The sequence below is a fragment of the Halobacteroides halobius DSM 5150 genome, from assembly GCF_000328625.1.
GTDB lineage: Bacteria > Bacillota > Halanaerobiia > Halobacteroidales > Halobacteroidaceae > Halobacteroides > Halobacteroides halobius.
This window is the reverse complement of the sequence record NC_019978.1, coordinates 553,936-569,858: the sequence shown is the minus strand read 5'-3', so window position 1 is coordinate 569,858 and position 15,923 is coordinate 553,936. Positions and strand designations below refer to the sequence as shown.

At 31.1% G+C, this 15,923-nt stretch carries 18 protein-coding genes; all 18 read right to left on the bottom strand.

From position 1 onward, the window contains the following. Positions 1–3 precede the first annotated feature (3 nt). The 18 genes from spoIIM to HALHA_RS02780 all read right to left on the bottom strand — a co-directional run bounded on the left by spoIIM (position 4) and on the right by HALHA_RS02780 (position 15,923). Entirely contained in the window at positions 4–657 is a 654-nt protein-coding gene (gene spoIIM, locus HALHA_RS02855; protein WP_015326280.1) for a stage II sporulation protein M, read from the bottom strand. A 40-nt stretch (positions 658–697) separates the two neighbouring features. Further along, positions 698–1,420, bottom strand: coding sequence for a hypothetical protein (locus HALHA_RS02850; protein ID WP_015326279.1), 723 nt, complete (start codon positions 1,418–1,420; stop codon positions 698–700). A gap of 14 nt (positions 1,421–1,434) precedes the next feature. Further along, positions 1,435–1,980 (bottom strand): NUDIX hydrolase, encoded by a 546-nt coding sequence (locus HALHA_RS02845; protein WP_015326278.1) that lies wholly within the window; start codon positions 1,978–1,980, stop codon positions 1,435–1,437. Next, entirely contained in the window at positions 1,973–3,061 is a 1,089-nt protein-coding gene (locus HALHA_RS02840; RefSeq protein ID WP_015326277.1) for a DUF3866 family protein, read from the bottom strand. Before HALHA_RS02840 ends, HALHA_RS02845 begins: the two co-directional genes overlap by 8 nt. A gap of 105 nt (positions 3,062–3,166) precedes the next feature. Beyond that, positions 3,167–3,340 (bottom strand): aspartyl-phosphate phosphatase Spo0E family protein, encoded by a 174-nt coding sequence (locus tag HALHA_RS13245; protein WP_015326276.1) that lies wholly within the window; start codon positions 3,338–3,340, stop codon positions 3,167–3,169. Between the two features lie 91 nt (positions 3,341–3,431). Further along, the gene (locus HALHA_RS02835; protein WP_015326275.1) at positions 3,432–4,544 is read right to left on the bottom strand and encodes a M20/M25/M40 family metallo-hydrolase; all 1,113 of its coding nucleotides are present in this window, start codon (positions 4,542–4,544) and stop codon (positions 3,432–3,434) included. Positions 4,545–4,640: 96 nt separating this feature from the next. After that, entirely contained in the window at positions 4,641–4,736 is a 96-nt protein-coding gene (locus tag HALHA_RS13430) for a MetS family NSS transporter small subunit (RefSeq protein WP_015326274.1), read from the bottom strand. Beyond that, complete coding sequence (locus HALHA_RS02830; protein WP_015326273.1) at positions 4,737–6,248, bottom strand: sodium-dependent transporter; 1,512 nt, start codon at positions 6,246–6,248, stop codon at positions 4,737–4,739. It abuts the gene before it with no gap. A 109-nt stretch (positions 6,249–6,357) separates the two neighbouring features. Beyond that, positions 6,358–7,173, bottom strand: coding sequence for an MraY family glycosyltransferase (locus tag HALHA_RS02825; RefSeq protein ID WP_015326272.1), 816 nt, complete (start codon positions 7,171–7,173; stop codon positions 6,358–6,360). A gap of 4 nt (positions 7,174–7,177) precedes the next feature. Then, positions 7,178–7,849 (bottom strand): glycosyltransferase family 2 protein, encoded by a 672-nt coding sequence (locus HALHA_RS02820; protein WP_015326271.1) that lies wholly within the window; start codon positions 7,847–7,849, stop codon positions 7,178–7,180. Then, positions 7,842–8,435 carry a copper transporter gene (locus tag HALHA_RS02815; protein WP_015326270.1) on the bottom strand — a complete coding sequence of 198 codons (594 nt, stop codon included), beginning with the start codon at positions 8,433–8,435 and terminating at the stop codon, positions 7,842–7,844. The genes HALHA_RS02820 and HALHA_RS02815 overlap by 8 nt, the downstream gene beginning before the upstream one ends. A gap of 10 nt (positions 8,436–8,445) precedes the next feature. Next, the gene (steA, locus tag HALHA_RS02810; protein ID WP_015326269.1) at positions 8,446–9,564 is read right to left on the bottom strand and encodes a putative cytokinetic ring protein SteA; all 1,119 of its coding nucleotides are present in this window, start codon (positions 9,562–9,564) and stop codon (positions 8,446–8,448) included. Between the two features lie 151 nt (positions 9,565–9,715). Continuing rightward, positions 9,716–10,507, bottom strand: coding sequence for a sporulation transcription factor Spo0A (spo0A, locus tag HALHA_RS02805; protein WP_015326268.1), 792 nt, complete (start codon positions 10,505–10,507; stop codon positions 9,716–9,718). 97 nt (positions 10,508–10,604) lie between these two features. Continuing rightward, positions 10,605–11,933, bottom strand: a complete 1,329-nt coding sequence (gene spoIVB, locus HALHA_RS02800) for a SpoIVB peptidase (protein WP_015326267.1) — start codon at positions 11,931–11,933, stop codon at positions 10,605–10,607. 148 nt (positions 11,934–12,081) lie between these two features. Beyond that, positions 12,082–13,758 (bottom strand): DNA repair protein RecN, encoded by a 1,677-nt coding sequence (gene recN / locus HALHA_RS02795; protein WP_015326266.1) that lies wholly within the window; start codon positions 13,756–13,758, stop codon positions 12,082–12,084. Between the two features lie 16 nt (positions 13,759–13,774). Further along, complete coding sequence (gene argR, locus HALHA_RS02790; RefSeq protein ID WP_015326265.1) at positions 13,775–14,230, bottom strand: arginine repressor; 456 nt, start codon at positions 14,228–14,230, stop codon at positions 13,775–13,777. 11 nt (positions 14,231–14,241) lie between these two features. Beyond that, the gene (locus HALHA_RS02785) at positions 14,242–15,099 is read right to left on the bottom strand and encodes an NAD(+)/NADH kinase (RefSeq protein ID WP_015326264.1); all 858 of its coding nucleotides are present in this window, start codon (positions 15,097–15,099) and stop codon (positions 14,242–14,244) included. Between the two features lie 14 nt (positions 15,100–15,113). Further along, the gene (locus tag HALHA_RS02780; protein WP_015326263.1) at positions 15,114–15,923 is read right to left on the bottom strand and encodes a TlyA family RNA methyltransferase; all 810 of its coding nucleotides are present in this window, start codon (positions 15,921–15,923) and stop codon (positions 15,114–15,116) included.

The following is a 15,923-nucleotide window of genomic DNA, read 5'->3' as shown; positions in this document are numbered from 1 at the left end:
TAACTAATTTATTAAATTGCTTGCTACTAATTCAACTAAATTAGGTGTTAAGTAGGCTTCTATCAATCCAGCTAAAAATAAACACCCTGCTAAAATTAACATTAATACAGAATATTTTAAGACTGCCTGACTAAAATTATATCTTCTTTTTTTGCGACTAAAGATCCACGCCATACCAATTCTAGTAGAATAAATTAATGAGAATAAACACCCTAATAGTAAACTAGGAATAATTATTAAATTCTGCGGTAGAATAGATACTATAGCTAATAACAAGCCTTGTAAAAATAACTCTTTAATTAAAAAAGATATTGTAAACCCAATAATAAAACCTTTTAAACAGATTATTATTGGTGCGATTATAGCTCCTACAATCGTTAATCCCAATAACCACAAAATAAAAATAAATTTCAGATTAGAAAATATTATCTTTTTCAACATTATATGTTGTTGATTATTTAACAGTTGATTTACCTGCACAATAAACTGGTCAAGATAGCTAACTAAGCTTTCTTTTTGTTGATAATCGAGTGTGTTTACAGCTATTGAACCTGCAATTAATCCTATAGCGAAAAAAACAAGTACAATTAGTACCAAAAAAATATGATTTGTGATATAGTAACTAAATTGTTTTGATCGCCACTTATGATTAAGCATTCTTCACCTCCTTAAATTCTATCCTTATAAAATTAGTATGTTAATAGTCAGATAATATATTACCATCACTACTTAAAAAACCTGTATTAATAATCATTTTAGCAATTTGTTCTGCTGCTAATATATCTTCATAAGAATTAGAACTAGCAGCTACTAAAGTAATCCCTGTATTATACTTTAGGGCCAATCTAACAGCTCTAGCTGCTGATTCTTGAGCTGGTTTAATTCCTTTTTTAGCTAATGTTCGTACGACAGTACCTGTTGTTACTGCTGGAGCACCATAATTATAAGCTGCATCAAAAGCAACTCCTCCAGTTTGCGTTACTAATAATACTACTTTTTCAGAAAAATCAGCTAACTTTACTACCTCTGTACCTAAATTAGGGATGATATCTAATACATCCACTCCAGCCCGTCTAACTCCAGACAATGCCTGTTGTATATTCTTTCTTTGTTCTTCCTTATCCTCTAACCGAGGTTCTGTTACTATTAGCAACTCACTACTATGCTTTAAAGCAGTCTTTCCAGCAAAATAACCAATTTTTTCTGGATTAACTTTAACTGGGGCCAAAATATTATCTGGGCTAGCTGCAAAAATATCTACTGCACCTGCATCCAAAGCAGCCTCAGCACTAGTTGACATATCAATAATATCAACTATTACTACTACATTACCATCTCTAGCCGCTCTCACAGCCCCTGAAGCATTAGAAGTAATATTTAAAGTTTTTATATGATCATTATTACCAATTTTATGCTCCATATTACCCCTCTTTTCTAAGCTTGATTATTCTCTAACCACTGTAATAAGTATTGTAAGCCAATAATTGTCTTAGCATCTTTAAATTTACCTGCTTTAATCCTATTCTTCACTTCGTCTATAGTTAATTTTCGTAAAGCAAGAAATTCATCTGCCTCAGTCTGTTGCTTATATTTAGATAAATTTGTAGCTAAATAGAGGGTAATCTCTTCATTACTAAAACCTGGACTGGTATAAAACTGAACTAACTTTCTAAAAGAACCAGCTCGAAAGCCTGTTTCTTCTTCTAATTCTCTTCTAGCACACTTTAGTACTTCTTCATTAATCTCTATCTTTCCAGCCGGGATCTCTAATACCACTTCTTTAGTAGCAGCTCTAAACTGCTCTACTAAGGTTACCTTATTATCTTGATAAGGAATTATAGCTACACTACCATCATGTTCAACTATCTCTCTGCTAGATTTATTACCATTTGGTAATCTTACCTCATCTAACTTTAATGTTACTATTCTACCTTCATATAACTTAGTACTTTTAATGATTTCTTCTACTAACTCATCCATCAAGCAACTCCCCCTTTATTTTTTCAGTAGCAATTATACCTGCTATTCCTGTAGTCATAAAGTATTCTTTAGCTTCATTAATTCCTCGCCCCATAGTTGTAACTTTAAAATCTAATTTCTCTAGTTCAGTTATAACTTCTTTCCCTGAGCGATAAATAACTTGATGTCGATTAGTTATACCAGAAGTTATTAATTGCTTATTAATAACCTCATTTTTATCTTTTACTAAGTTTGGAATTCCTAATAATGATTTTACTAAAGTTAACTTTCCTAAATTAGTTAAACTATGATGACTTAAACCATAATGCCTCCTTCTTGGGTCAGCAAAATTAATTCTAGGAACAGCAATAGGGATTCCTTTTAATACCTTAACTGCATGTAAAATATCAGCCTGCTCTGTACCACTAAATCCATATTTGGTTCCTGTTCCTACAATACCTGGTCCCATTGTAACTACTACCAAATCTGCTTTTGCTATTTTATAAGCTCCAATCAAGCCCGAATAAATATTAACTGCTTCTAAATCACCACCAAATGCATGACCAATTGTAATAGTAGTATCAATCAAATCCATTTGTTTTAAATAACTAACTAATTTGCTAAAATGGATGGGTAACGCTGCTCCATCAGTCATAATATATACAATATTTAAATCAGAAATAATAGTTTTTGCCATTACTGCAATAGCAGGTAACATACTATGTAGTGTACCTACCACTACTGGGGTAGAAGCTAATGACTCAAATTCTTTCACTAAGTTATGATTAGCATTTTCTTGTTCTGCTAAACTACAAGTTTGTAATTGATAAGGGCTATAGCGTAATTTCATAATATGACCTGTATCCTGCAATTCAGTCTCTTGGCCCTTAACTTTTAAAATAAAATCATATCCTCCAGTCCCTAAATTCAAACTAGTAGCTGTTGTATTAACTAATACCTTATCCCCTTCTGTAATTGGCCCAGTTAATTGATTATAATTAATCCCTCTACTTTGTTGCCCATTAATTAATAACATTACTTCAGTTACTTTAGAATCCTTTACTAAAACTTCACTAACCTCTCCTTCTTTAATCTCTATCATCAATCAGCCCCCATAAAAACCATATGTTACTGATTAAGGAATATTACTAAAATTTAACTTCTCATATGTAGTATTTGTAATTATAAATAAAAAATACCCTAGTCTTTATTGACTAGGGCCAAATTCAATCGCTATTTGCCTTTTGGTAGCTTCTACAATCAATTCATCTAACTTTTGACTTAATTCTACTAACTCCTGTTTATTATCTGGGGACAACTTATATTGATTGAGCTCTTTTTTTAGTTTACTTATTTTCTTATATAGCTTATTGTCTTTCATAATACCTGCCTCCTGATACAAAAACTATAATACGTCTGACAAATGTTTGTTATATAATTATAATATAATATTTTTTTACCAAAATCAACATTTATTTAGCAGCTTGTTGTAGCAAAGTTACAGAGTACTTCACAGCATCTACTAAATCATTAACTTTAATCTTCTCTTCTGTAGAATGAACTTTCTCCATTCCCACCCCTAGATTAATAGTTGGAATTTCTTGATTATTAAAGATATTAGCATCACTTCCTCCACCAGTAGCTTGTAATTTAGGTTTAATATTAATAGCATGAGCAGCCTTGATTGCTATATCCACAATTTTACTATTTCTTTGCAGTTCAAAAGCTGAGTACATCCGGGGGTGACTAATCTCTATTTGGGCCTGATACTTTCTCGCAGCACGTTTAAATAAATCTATCATATGTTCTGTTTGTTTTTCTAACTTTCTTTCATTCCTACTTCTAACTTCTCCTTCTAACTCAACTAAGTCTGGTACAATATTTGTTGCTTGACCACCTTTAATTACTCCAATATTAGCTGTTGTCTCCTCATCAATCTGACCTAAATTCATATTAGAAATGGCTAAACTAGCTACTTTAATAGCATTAATTCCTAAAGAAGGATTCATTCCTGCATGAGCTGACTTTCCTTCTACTTTAACTTCAAGCTTATTTTGAGCAGGAGCTTGAGTTATAATAGTCCCTACTTGACCACTTGAATCATATGTAACCCCAAAATCAGCTGACAATAAGTTATAGTCTAAATTCTTGGCCCCTAATAACCCAATCTCTTCTCCAACAGTAAATACTATCTCTAAATCCCCATGCTCCAAATCTCCTTCTTTAATAATCCGCAAAGCCTCTACAATTGCAGTAATACCAGCTTTATCATCTGCTCCTAGAATAGTTTCTCCTTGACTATAGATAACCCCATCTTTAACAACAGGTTTTACTCCTTTACCAGGAGTTACTGTATCCAGATGGGCACTTAATAATAATGTAGGTTTAGATGAATCTCCAGATAATTTAGCTATAATATTTCCCGTCTCTCCAGCTACTCTTTTATTTGTATCATCTACGGTAACATCCAAACCTAATTCAGTTAATAATTCAACTAAATAATCAGCTATAGCCCCTTCTTCTTTTGAAATACTATCTATTTGCACCAATTCCTTAAATCTTTTAACGATCTGCTCTTCATTCATTATATCTCTCTCCTTTATAATAAATATTATATCATATTATATCAATTTAATACAAAAACTCTAGCTTAGATAATTCTAAGCTAGAGTTTGCTCACCCTATTGATTTTTCATAGCAACACTTAAACAATAACTTAACCCACCAAATAGAGTAGTTACACCAAATATTAACATAATCCATGCTCCTATACTCATTTACATTTCCTCCTTCAAAACATCTACTTTAATTTCTTGATTCCAGCTTATATTTTTCGTAACATAGGCAAGAATAACTAATCCAAATACTGTTCCCCAACCTAAAGTTATAATAGCACTTAATGGATAACCATTATATAGTGATGCTAATTCATTCTTAAGTTTCATAACTGACATAACACCTAATATAATAGCAGTTACATATTTAATTGCTATAATCCACCAATTGCCAACTTTAAAATCAGAAACTTGGTTAACATGGTCTTTAATTTCAGATAAATCCCAAAAATAACCAAGGATTATACTCTCAATTAAACCAACTATAACTAGGCCATAATTAAGAATAAAATGATCTACTACATCTAAAACTACTAATCCCATACCAGTCGCAAAGATTGTACTAGCTAAAAAACCTAATCCACAGACCAAAGCAATTGCTTGCTTTCTCTTAATTTGGAATTTATCAATTACTGAAGAAGAAAATGACTCTACTAAAGACATGGTTGATGATATCCCGGCAATTGTTAAACAAAGGAAAAATAAGAAACCAAAAAATCCTTGCATACCTGGTAACATGTTAATTGCTTTTGGAAAAGCAATAAATGCTAAACCAATACCATCAGTAGCAACTTCCTTAAAAGGAATCCCTTTAGCCTGTGCCATGTAACCTAAAACACCAAAGATACCTAATCCAGCTAAAAAACTAAAACCACTATTAGCAAAAGCTGTAATAAATGCATTATTAACAACATCTTCTTTTTTGGGCAAATAACTAGCATAAGCTATCATAATTCCAAAGCCTAAACTTAAAGTAAAGAATACCTGTCCATAAGCACTAACCCATACATTAGGATTTAATAACACAGAAAAATCTGGTTTTAAAAAGTGATTTAGTCCATTAATAGCTCCAGGTAAAGTAACTCCTCTAATTGTAATTAAAACGACCAGTAAAGCTAAAATAGGCATAAATATCTTAGCAGCCTTCTCGATTCCTTCCTTAATTCCATTATATAGGATGAAACCATTTAACCCCCAGACCAAAGCTAAACCAGCCAAGATATTAAATCTAATTCCACCAATATTCCAAAAACTCGTCATCTGTAAATATTCCTTAAAAAAGAACTTATTTGGAGTAGCTCCCCAAACCTGATTAAATGAATAAGACATAAAGTTAATAGCCCAAGCAACAATTACTGAGTAATAAACTGTAACTACAAAAGTAATTAATACTGACCACCAACCAAGTGTCTCATACTTTTCTTTAATCTTCCTAAAAGATAAAGGAGCTGAACCACGCATTTTATGTCCTAATCCCATCTCTAATATTAATAGTGGAATCCCTGCTGTTAATAAAGCAAAGAAATAAGGGATTAAAAAAGCTCCTCCTCCATTCTCATAAGTCATATACGGAAACCGCCAAATATTACCTAATCCAACTGCAGACCCAATTGCTGCTAATATAAATCCAAACCTACTTCCCCACTGATCACGATTTTCTTCTGACTGCTCCATTCTTTTTTCCTCCTTAACTTCTCTAGTGCTAACTACTAAATTTAATAACCGATTTAAATAATCCTTTATTAATTATATACTCTCTTACTATTCTAGTCAACCCTGATGATTAATTTGTACGTCCTAATTGATCAAAATAATTTAAAACTTTATTATTTTTAATTAATGTTGATAGTGAATAGTTCTCTGTATATAAATGAATTAGTATTAAAAGAAACATAATTATAATTCTTAAGTATAAATCAAAACTAGAAATTAATAAAAAACCAATGATTACTCCTAACACATTGGCCCCTACATCCCCCATCATCCCTCCAGCATTAAGATCAAAGGGTAAAGAAAACAATACCGTAATAACCATAGGAATAACTAGTAAATAATCATTAGGATTAGTTAATAAAATAGTAATTAAAAAAATTAATGTGACCTTTAAAGCTCGTCCAGGTCGTAAATCTAATAAATTAATAAAATTTGTCGTTAACAAAATTACTAATGTATTAATAATTACATTATTCCAATCATCATAACTATAAAAATTTATAAAAAAAACAATAAAACAACTAAATATAGCTTTAATTGTTCCGGTTGTTAATTTACCCTTAACTAATAAAGCCTTAAAATGCCCTCCAAACCCTTGGTTATCTTTTCTTCCTATCGTATCATCTAATATACCTACAAAGGACATAACTAAGATTAAACTTATTAAACTTTGCACTTGAAAAATTGGATAATATCCCAATAATGAACCCATTACCAAAATAATAAGCATATTTAAACCAAATAATAATCCATATCCAACAGGTATCTGTTGGCCTTTATAATTTTCAGTAATTAAATCACCTTCTTTTAGTAAATTAGGAACTAGTATTAATCCTAGCTTATTTAAAATAATACTTACTATAGTTAATAATATTATTGGCATCATTTTCTCACCTTCTTATTTTAGAAGCCAAAACTTTAAGAACATCCTTAAATTGCTTACCTCTGTGCAAAAAACCTCTTATATTTCTTTTAGTTTCTCGATGTGTCATATTAACTGGTACTTCAACTACTTTAAACCCTAATTTACAAGCATCAATTGTTAAAGCAACTTCTACTCCAAACCCGTTAGCAAATTTTCTTACCTTTTTTACTAAATCCATTGTTAATGCTCGTTGACCTGAAAGAGGTGTTTTAAAATCTTGGTTAGTTATCTTTTTTAATCCCCAAGTAGCTAATCCTTTAACTAACCCAATTCCACCTTTAACCTCAGCAGGAGGAAATTGAGCAATAGTCATATCAGCCTCCTCATTTAGAACTGGCCTTAATAATTTTTTAGCCTCTCTCGCTGAATCTTCTAAATCAGCATCAATAAATAAAATAATATCTCCTGTTACTTGTTGAATACCATAATTTAGAGCTGCACCCTTACCTTGATTAGTATCTAAAGATAATACACTAGCTCCAGCTCGTTTAGCTTGCTTAAACGTATCATCTTTAGAACCATCATCAATAACTACTATTTCACTTACAAAATCTATATTGGTAATTGCTTTAATAGTAGTACCAATTGTAGTTTCCTCATTATAAGCTGGAATTAATACAGAAACTTTTTTATTCAAGGTATACACTCCTTAAGTGATCCAACTTTTTAGAAGTAATTTTAAAAACTAATTTAATTAATCCGGATATATTTTTTAATTGCTTAGCACTAGCAACTATAATTTTATCCTTCTGCTTACTTTGGTGATATTTTTTCTTTATAGTCTCATCTACTTGTCCTAGTAGTAATACCTTATTATATCCTTCTTTAGAACAAAACTCATTTACTACTATTTTCAATTTAGTTATACCAGCTAGTTGTAAAATATTCCTTAATTTTTCTTGCAAATCTAACATTATATTATCTCCAGTAACAATTAATAGACTTTCATCTATTAATTGTCCTTTAATAAGTAATGGTAACAATCTTTTTTGAAATTTATTATTATTAGCTAATTTAGTTTGTAATTGATTTATTTTAGTTTGAAAACTGGAATTTTGTTTCTTTAAATTTACTAAATTTTTTTCTAAACTATTGATTAAGTTCTGTTGCTGTTTAATAATTAGATCATTGCCTACCATAGTACTACCAATCAGAATACCAATACCTAAACTAACAAACAAAACAACTATTGTAATAATATGATATCTTAAATCAATTAGCATCTTTTACCCCCTAAAAACCTAAACTGAATTTTAATTTAATTATTAATAATTCCAACAACTGATTGATTGGGGGAGAAACAATCATAATCACTATAATTGGGATTAATGACGCTATTATCAGCTGAGCAAAATGTTTAGGTTGCAATCGAGTATTATATAATTTATTTACTCCCTTAGCATCAACTAATTTATTACCAACCTTTAATCTAACTAAAAATGTGCTCGCCATACCTGGCCTTCCTTTTTCTAAAAAATCTATCATATGGGTGTGAGTTCCTACTGCTACAATTAATTCAGCTCCTTTTTCATAGGCTAATAACATAGCAATATCCTCACTTGTACCTGGTGCTGGTATTCTTTGCGCCTGTAAATTAAGCTTTTTAATTCTTTTCATTCCTGGAGCAGTACCATCAGGATAAGCATGAACTATTAATTCTGTATCTGATTTTAAAGCTTTATCACTTACACTATCCATATCACCAATAATTATATCTGGTTGAAATCCATATTCAAGCAAAGCATCTGCTCCACCATCAACCCCTATTAAAATTGGCTTAATTTGTTTAATATAAGAACTTACCGCTTCTAAGTCTTGTCTATAATCTTTACCTCTAACTACTATTAACACATCTCTATCCTCTAAATTAGTATCTATACTAGGTATTTCTAAATCTAAAATCAATCTTTTTTCTTTCTTAGCATAATCTAAAGTATTATCAATAAATTTACTTAGTTCATTCTCTAAATTATCTCTAGTCTTGTTTAATTTTACTTGTGCTTTCTCATAAGTTAAAACCTCACCACTAGCTATTATTTGCTCTGAGTTTATAATCTTGCCATCTATAATCTTAATCTGGTCACCATTTTTTAATAATTGAAAGAGATTACCTTCAACTTGATCAATAATTGGAATTCCAGCTGCTAATATCCTTTGCGGACCTAAATTAGGGTATTTACCACTTATTGAAGCACTAACATTTATAACTGCTTTAACTCCAGCTTCAAGTAAAGATTGAGCTGCTAAATAATCTATATCCTGATGATTTATGATAGCTATTTCTCCTGGGACTAAAGACTTAACTAAATTTTTAGTTTTGACCCCTAATCTTACTTTACCACATAACTGCATAATGGTAACCTCCTATATGAGGGAAATTAACTTTTTTCATTCTACTATCATTAGTATATATTGATTAAAGACTTCTCATACTTCTAATAATAGCCAATTAATTAAAGACCAAAAAATATAAAAACCCACACTTAAGTGTGGGAAATTAAACTTAACTAGCCCGTAGTTCAATTCTTATTTTATCCGCTATTTTAGCAATAAATTGTGAATTTGTGGGTTTACCACTAGAACTAGTAATGGAATGACCAAATATCTTGTTGATAACTCGTGTATTACCATTCTTCCAAGAAACTTCAATTGCATGACGGATAGCTCTTTCTACTCTACTAGCAGTAGTATCAAATTCTTCAGCTACTGTAGGATATAATTTTTTAGTAACTGCTCCTAATAACTCTACTTTATTAATTACCATCTCAATAGCTTTTCTTAAATATAAGTATCCTTTAATATGAGCTGGAACTCCTATTTGATGCATAATCTCTGTAATTCTTTCTTCAAGATTAAATGATTTTCTTTTAGGCTCTTGGCCCTTAACTACATAGTCACTATTAGAAACAGGATTGGTTACTTGCTTAATCCTCTTACATAACTTATCTAAATCAAATGGCTTTAAAATATAATAATCTGCTCCTAAATTAACCACTCGTTGAGTTAAATTTTCTTGCCCAAAAGCAGTTAACATAATTATTTTAAATTGATTTATTAAATCTTTATTATGTAACTCTTCTAAAACTCCTACACCATCTAAATGAGGCATAATAATATCTAATACTAATACATCAAGCTCTATATCATCAATTTCCTCTAATACTTCTGTTCCATCATTTGCTATTCCTACTACTTCGAACTCATCCTGCTGAGTCAAATACTCTTGTAGTAAATTACAAAAATCATTATTATCATCAGCTAGAAAAACTTTAATCTTAGACTCATCTTTAGCCATTACTTTTTCCTCCCTATAAATACAATCTCTTTTTTTATTTATTCTATATTTTATATGAAATTCCTGGAATTTTTTTAAAATATAAAAAACCAGAGAATTACGAAGCTAATTCTCTGGTTTCATTTTCTTTTTTTAAAAAATTAGATTCCATTAGCATCCATTGGGCCAAGATCCCGTAACCTCGAGTAGAATCATTAACAAACACATGCGTTACAATTCCTACTAACTTCCCATCTTGAACAATTGGACTCCCACTCATACCTTGTACAATTCCACCAGTTGCATTTAATAATTTATTATCAACTACTTTAACTACTAAACCTTTCACAGCTGGCCTTCTTTGTCGCTTTACCTCTTCAATCCGCACATTAAATTCTTTTATTTTTCTCCCCCTAATTACTGTATACATCTTAGCCGGGCCCGTTTTTACTTCTGTAGCACTAGCTACCGGAATAGGGTCTTTAAAATAAGGATTCTTAAGATTTACTGATAACTTCCCATAAATACCAAAGCGGTTATTTTTTTTAATACTTCCTAATACTCCTTCATCACTGAAAAAAGTTCCTAATTTCTCACCTGGATGTCCTTCTTGACCAGGAGTGATACCTGAAATACTAGCTTTAACAATTTCACCTTGACCTACATCAATCTTTTGTTGCGTATTAGCCTCAGTAATCATATGCCCTAAAGCACCATAATAACCGGAGTTAGGCATATAAAATGACATAGTTCCTACTCCTGCTGCTCCATCATCTACATATAATCCAATCATATAGTAACCATCTTGATTCTTAATTGGTTTAACTTTTTTATACGATATTCTTCCTCGCGGTCCTTTTACTTTGAATTTTAGTTTTTTATCTTGCTTCCCAAATTTCTGGATTAATTTTGCTAAATGCTGTTTACTTCTTATTTCTATACCATTAACTGCTAATAAACTATCTCCTAGTTCTATTCCTGCCTTTTGAGCCGGATATTTCTTTTGGCCATTAACACCTTTAACATATGATTCTTTGATAACCATAATTCCCTTTGATTCTAATATAACCCCAATCGAATGGCCACTAGGGATAACTTTAACTTGAGGAATAACATTAACTGTCATTCTCTGTAATGGTATAACCCCAAATAATTCAAAGCGAAGATTATATTGGCCTAGAGATGAAGCTTGAATAGCAAGTGGAGAGGTTAAATTAACTCCTATTCCTTCTTGAGTTAATTTACGTCCATTAATCTTTAGATTTGTAGGGTTAGTAGAACTAACTAGAACTTCAATTGGTAGGTCGGTAGTTAAATATTGTTGGGAACCTTTTATAATTTGACAATAACTTGGCAAACCATAAAAAGAAACCAATGTAGGAAATGATAAAACTAAGACTAGTACTAGAGATAAACTAATCGTAGTAGCTTTAAAGAATTTTTTCATTTATATTTTTCACTCCTACACAGCCCCACCTGTGTAGTTTTCTCAAAAAATTATTTTGGAAAGGTAACTTGCTCTATCTTTAAAGATACCCTAACTAAACAATTACTATTCAATTATCAATTAGTAAAATCTGCTCTAGTACTTTTATCTAAGCTCCTTGCAATAATTCTGCTGCATGCTCTAAAGTAGTTTGATCTAAACTACCATCTAACATTCTAGCCAATTCTTTAATTTTTTCTTCTTTTAATAACTTGTTTATTTTTGTGTAAGTTTTTCCATGTTCTACTTGCTTGGTAATCAAATAATGGCTATCAGCTTTACAAGCTATTTGAGGTAGGTGAGTAACACACAATAATTGGTAATCTTTAGCCAATGAAACTAACTTATTAGCTACTAATTTAGCTACTCTACCACCAATTCCAGTATCAATCTCATCAAAAACTAAACTAGATAGTTGATCAGTTTGAGCCATAATTGATTTTAAAACTAACATTACTCGAGAAAGCTCTCCACCAGAAGCAATATCAGCCACTGGTTTTAATTGAGAACCAGGATTAGGAGCAAATAAAAAGTTAACTTTATCTATTCCTTGGCTACTAAATTCTTCCCTACGTTCAAATTCAACCTTAAATTTAGCTTTTGTAATTGCTAGATTTGATAATTGCTTTAGAATTTCTTCTGTTAAATTATTAGCTACTTTTTTTCGCAATTGGGATAATTCAGTAGCTAAATTTAAGTATTCTTTTTTTAATTCTTTTATTTTATTTTTTAATTTTTTCTTTTTTTGTTTATTATTTTTTAATTCAGATAGTTCCTGGCTAATTTCTGTATAATAAGCTACAATTTCTTCGATGTTATCTCCATATTTTCTTTTTAAATCATTAATCTGTTTTAATCTATCCTCTACAATAGCTAATCGCTGAGAATTAAATTCTATTCCAGCTTGGTAATCTTCGAGTTGAAAAGCAACATCTTCTAATTGATAAGTTGCTTCTTTTAATGGATTAATAATTTTTTCTAACTCCTGGTCAACTTGAACTAAAGGTTCTAAATCCTTTACTAATTGATTTAATTGATCAACTAGTGCTGACTGTGGATAATCACTATCATATAATTGCTTATAAGTTTCTTCAATAGTTTTATTTAATTCTTCTACATTACTCAATTTTTTTCTTTCGGTTAATAATTTCTTTTCTTCTCCAACTTCTAAATCAGCTTCTTTAATTTCCTGTAACTGAAACCTCAACAAATCAACTCTACGTTCCCGCTCTTTTTGATTGTAACTAATTTCAGTCAATTCCTTCTTTTTAGTTTGTAACTTATTATAAATAGCAGCTACTTTCTTCCGTAAAGATACTATTTTTTCTTCTCCTAAGCGATCTAAAATTTTAAGCTGGTCTGTTGAAGATAGGAGCATTTGATACTCATGTTGGGTATGTAAATTAATTAAATAACGACTCAATTGACGTATCGTCTCTAAAGTTACAATCCGTCCATTAACTCTAGATTTATTATTACTTTTATGACTAATCTCTCTAGTTAAGATTAAATTTTGGTCAGCTGATAATTCGATACCTAATTTCTTTATTTTTTTTACAACATTATCATTATCACTAATATCAAAACAAGCCTCAATGATAGCTTTTTCTTCTCCTTCTCTAATAAAATCAGTTGAAGCCCGCCCACCTAATAACATTTCTAAAGCATTTACAATAATTGATTTACCAGCCCCTGTCTCACCAGTTAAAATATTAAGTCCAGACGCAAACTCCAAGTCGACTTTATCAATTAAAGCAAAATTCTTTATTATTAAATTTGATAACACAACCTCTAGGCCTCCTTTAATCCCTTAATTGATTCAATTCATCCATTACTTCTGGAACAGCTTCTTCAGGCTTTACAATTAACAATACAGTATCATCTCCCGCTATAGTACCAATTACCTTATCTAATTTAATATTATCAAATAAAGCAGCAATTCCCTGAGCAGCACCAGGTAAAGTATTAACTACAATTAAATTACTACTATAATCTATTTCAACTACTGAATCTTGAAACATTCTTTTCATCCGGCCTTGCACATTAATCTTCTTTTTCTGTTGAGGAGGTAAGGAATATTTATAGCCCCCTTCTTGCATTGGAACTTTTATTAAACCTATTTGTTTAATATCCCTTGAAACAGTAGCTTGAGTAACTTCAATTCCCTCCTCCTTTAATCTTTTAGCCAATTTAGATTGAGTTTGAATCTCTTCTTCTTCAACTAATTCAATAATCTTTAGTTGACGTTTGCTTTTCATCCAAATTCCCCCTAAAACTTATTTTCATTCATTCTATTTCGTAATACCTGATAAAAACTATAACCTTTTAACTTTATTAATTTAGTAATTAATTCTGACTTGCTAACTCTAACAGTATCTTGTGGTGCTAATTCAAATGTATTTTGACCATCAACAGTGAGCATAATATCTTTATGATCAGCTTCTATCTCAATTTTAACTTTTTCATCTTTTCCAATTACTATTGAGCGAGAGTGTAAGGTATGGGGACAAATTGGGGTAATAATTAATGATTCTAATCTAGGATTAACAATTGGCCCACCTGCTGATAAAGAATAAGCAGTAGATCCAGTTGGACAAGCCACAATTAAACCATCCGCAGGATAAGTAGCTAAATATTGATCTCCAATCATTGTTTTTAAATTTATTATTCTTGCAAATGGACCTTTAGTTACTACAATATCATTAGCTGCTACTGTTTTATGAATAACCTCCCCATCTCGAATAACCTCACCTTTAAGCATCATCCGCTCTTCAATATTATAATCTTTAGCTAATAACTTTTCTAAACCTGTTTCTAATTTATTTACTTCTATATCAGTTAAAAAGCCTAATCGACCTAAGTTAATACCTAAAATGGAAACATCGCTGTTAGCAAAGGTTCGAGCTACATTTAAGAAGGTACCATCTCCTCCTAAAACAATAATCTTTGTAGCATAATTTATTATCTGCTTATAATTTACATTTTCAACCTGCTTATCTATTAACTTAGCACTTGCTTTCTCTAAAATATAATCTTGCTTGTGCTCATCTAATAAATTACAAACCCGGAGTAAAACTTGAGATATCTCTTCTTTCTTGTTATTAGCAATTATTGCTATCTTATCCACAAAGTTACCTCCCTCTATAAATCTTGGTGAGCTTTCTTAACTATCTTTACTACTTTAACTGACCAATCAATCTCTAACCTTTGTTGTTGAGAACTAAAATGGGCCAAGTACTCTATATTATGCCCTTTCCCACCAGTAATTGGAGAAAACGAAAGTCCCACAGGAGTTAATCCTATCTCTCTAGCAAAATCTAAGACCTTATGAATTACTTCTTGGTGTATTTTAGGATCTTTGACTACTCCTTTATCTCCTACTCTATCTGGCCCAGCTTCAAATTGCGGTTTAATCAAAGTCATTATTTCTCCTGTTGGTTTGATTAATTTCTTTAAAGCAGGCAATATCTTGGTTAAAGAAATAAAAGCGACATCAACAACCCCCACATCACCTAATTGTTCTATATCTTCTGGTTCTAAATAACGAGCATTCGTCTGCTCCATACAAACAACCCGATCATCATTACGTAATTTCCAGGCTAGTTGGTTATAACCTACATCAATGGCATATACTTTTTGGGCCCCATTTTGTAAAGCACAATCAGTAAAACCACCAGTTGATGCTCCTATATCTATTATTACCTTCTCTGCTAGATTAAGGTCAAATACTTCTAAGGCTTTCTCTAACTTTAAACCTCCTCGACCGACATACGGATGAACCTCACCTTTAACTCTAATATCCGCTTCTAAGTCTACTTGAGTTCCGGCTTTATCTACCTGTTGGTCATTGACATAAACTAAGCCAGCCATTATAGCACGTTTTGCTTTTGACCGGCTAGGAAATAGACCCCTATCTCTAACTAGTACATCTAACCTCTCTTTATTAGCCAT

Excerpts from the sequence above, each read along its gene's own strand:
- spoIIM (WP_015326280.1), bottom strand. The coding sequence starts at position 657 with ATGCTTAATCATAAGTGGCGATCAAAACAATTTAGTTACTATATCACA.
- HALHA_RS02850 (WP_015326279.1), bottom strand. The coding sequence starts at position 1,420 with ATGGAGCATAAAATTGGTAATAATGATCATATAAAAACTTTAAATATT.
- HALHA_RS02845 (WP_015326278.1), bottom strand. The coding sequence starts at position 1,980 with ATGGATGAGTTAGTAGAAGAAATCATTAAAAGTACTAAGTTATATGAA.
- HALHA_RS02840 (WP_015326277.1), bottom strand. The coding sequence starts at position 3,061 with ATGATAGAGATTAAAGAAGGAGAGGTTAGTGAAGTTTTAGTAAAGGAT.
- HALHA_RS13245 (WP_015326276.1), bottom strand. The coding sequence starts at position 3,340 with ATGAAAGACAATAAGCTATATAAGAAAATAAGTAAACTAAAAAAAGAG.
- HALHA_RS02835 (WP_015326275.1), bottom strand. The coding sequence starts at position 4,544 with ATGAATGAAGAGCAGATCGTTAAAAGATTTAAGGAATTGGTGCAAATA.
- HALHA_RS13430 (WP_015326274.1), bottom strand. The coding sequence starts at position 4,736 with ATGAGTATAGGAGCATGGATTATGTTAATATTTGGTGTAACTACTCTA.
- HALHA_RS02830 (WP_015326273.1), bottom strand. The coding sequence starts at position 6,248 with ATGGAGCAGTCAGAAGAAAATCGTGATCAGTGGGGAAGTAGGTTTGGA.
- HALHA_RS02825 (WP_015326272.1), bottom strand. The coding sequence starts at position 7,173 with ATGATGCCAATAATATTATTAACTATAGTAAGTATTATTTTAAATAAG.
- HALHA_RS02815 (WP_015326270.1), bottom strand. The coding sequence starts at position 8,435 with ATGCTAATTGATTTAAGATATCATATTATTACAATAGTTGTTTTGTTT.
- steA (WP_015326269.1), bottom strand. The coding sequence starts at position 9,564 with ATGCAGTTATGTGGTAAAGTAAGATTAGGGGTCAAAACTAAAAATTTA.
- spo0A (WP_015326268.1), bottom strand. The coding sequence starts at position 10,507 with ATGGCTAAAGATGAGTCTAAGATTAAAGTTTTTCTAGCTGATGATAAT.
- spoIVB (WP_015326267.1), bottom strand. The coding sequence starts at position 11,933 with ATGAAAAAATTCTTTAAAGCTACTACGATTAGTTTATCTCTAGTACTA.
- argR (WP_015326265.1), bottom strand. The coding sequence starts at position 14,230 with ATGAAAAGCAAACGTCAACTAAAGATTATTGAATTAGTTGAAGAAGAA.
- HALHA_RS02780 (WP_015326263.1), bottom strand. The coding sequence starts at position 15,923 with ATGGCTAATAAAGAGAGGTTAGATGTACTAGTTAGAGATAGGGGTCTA.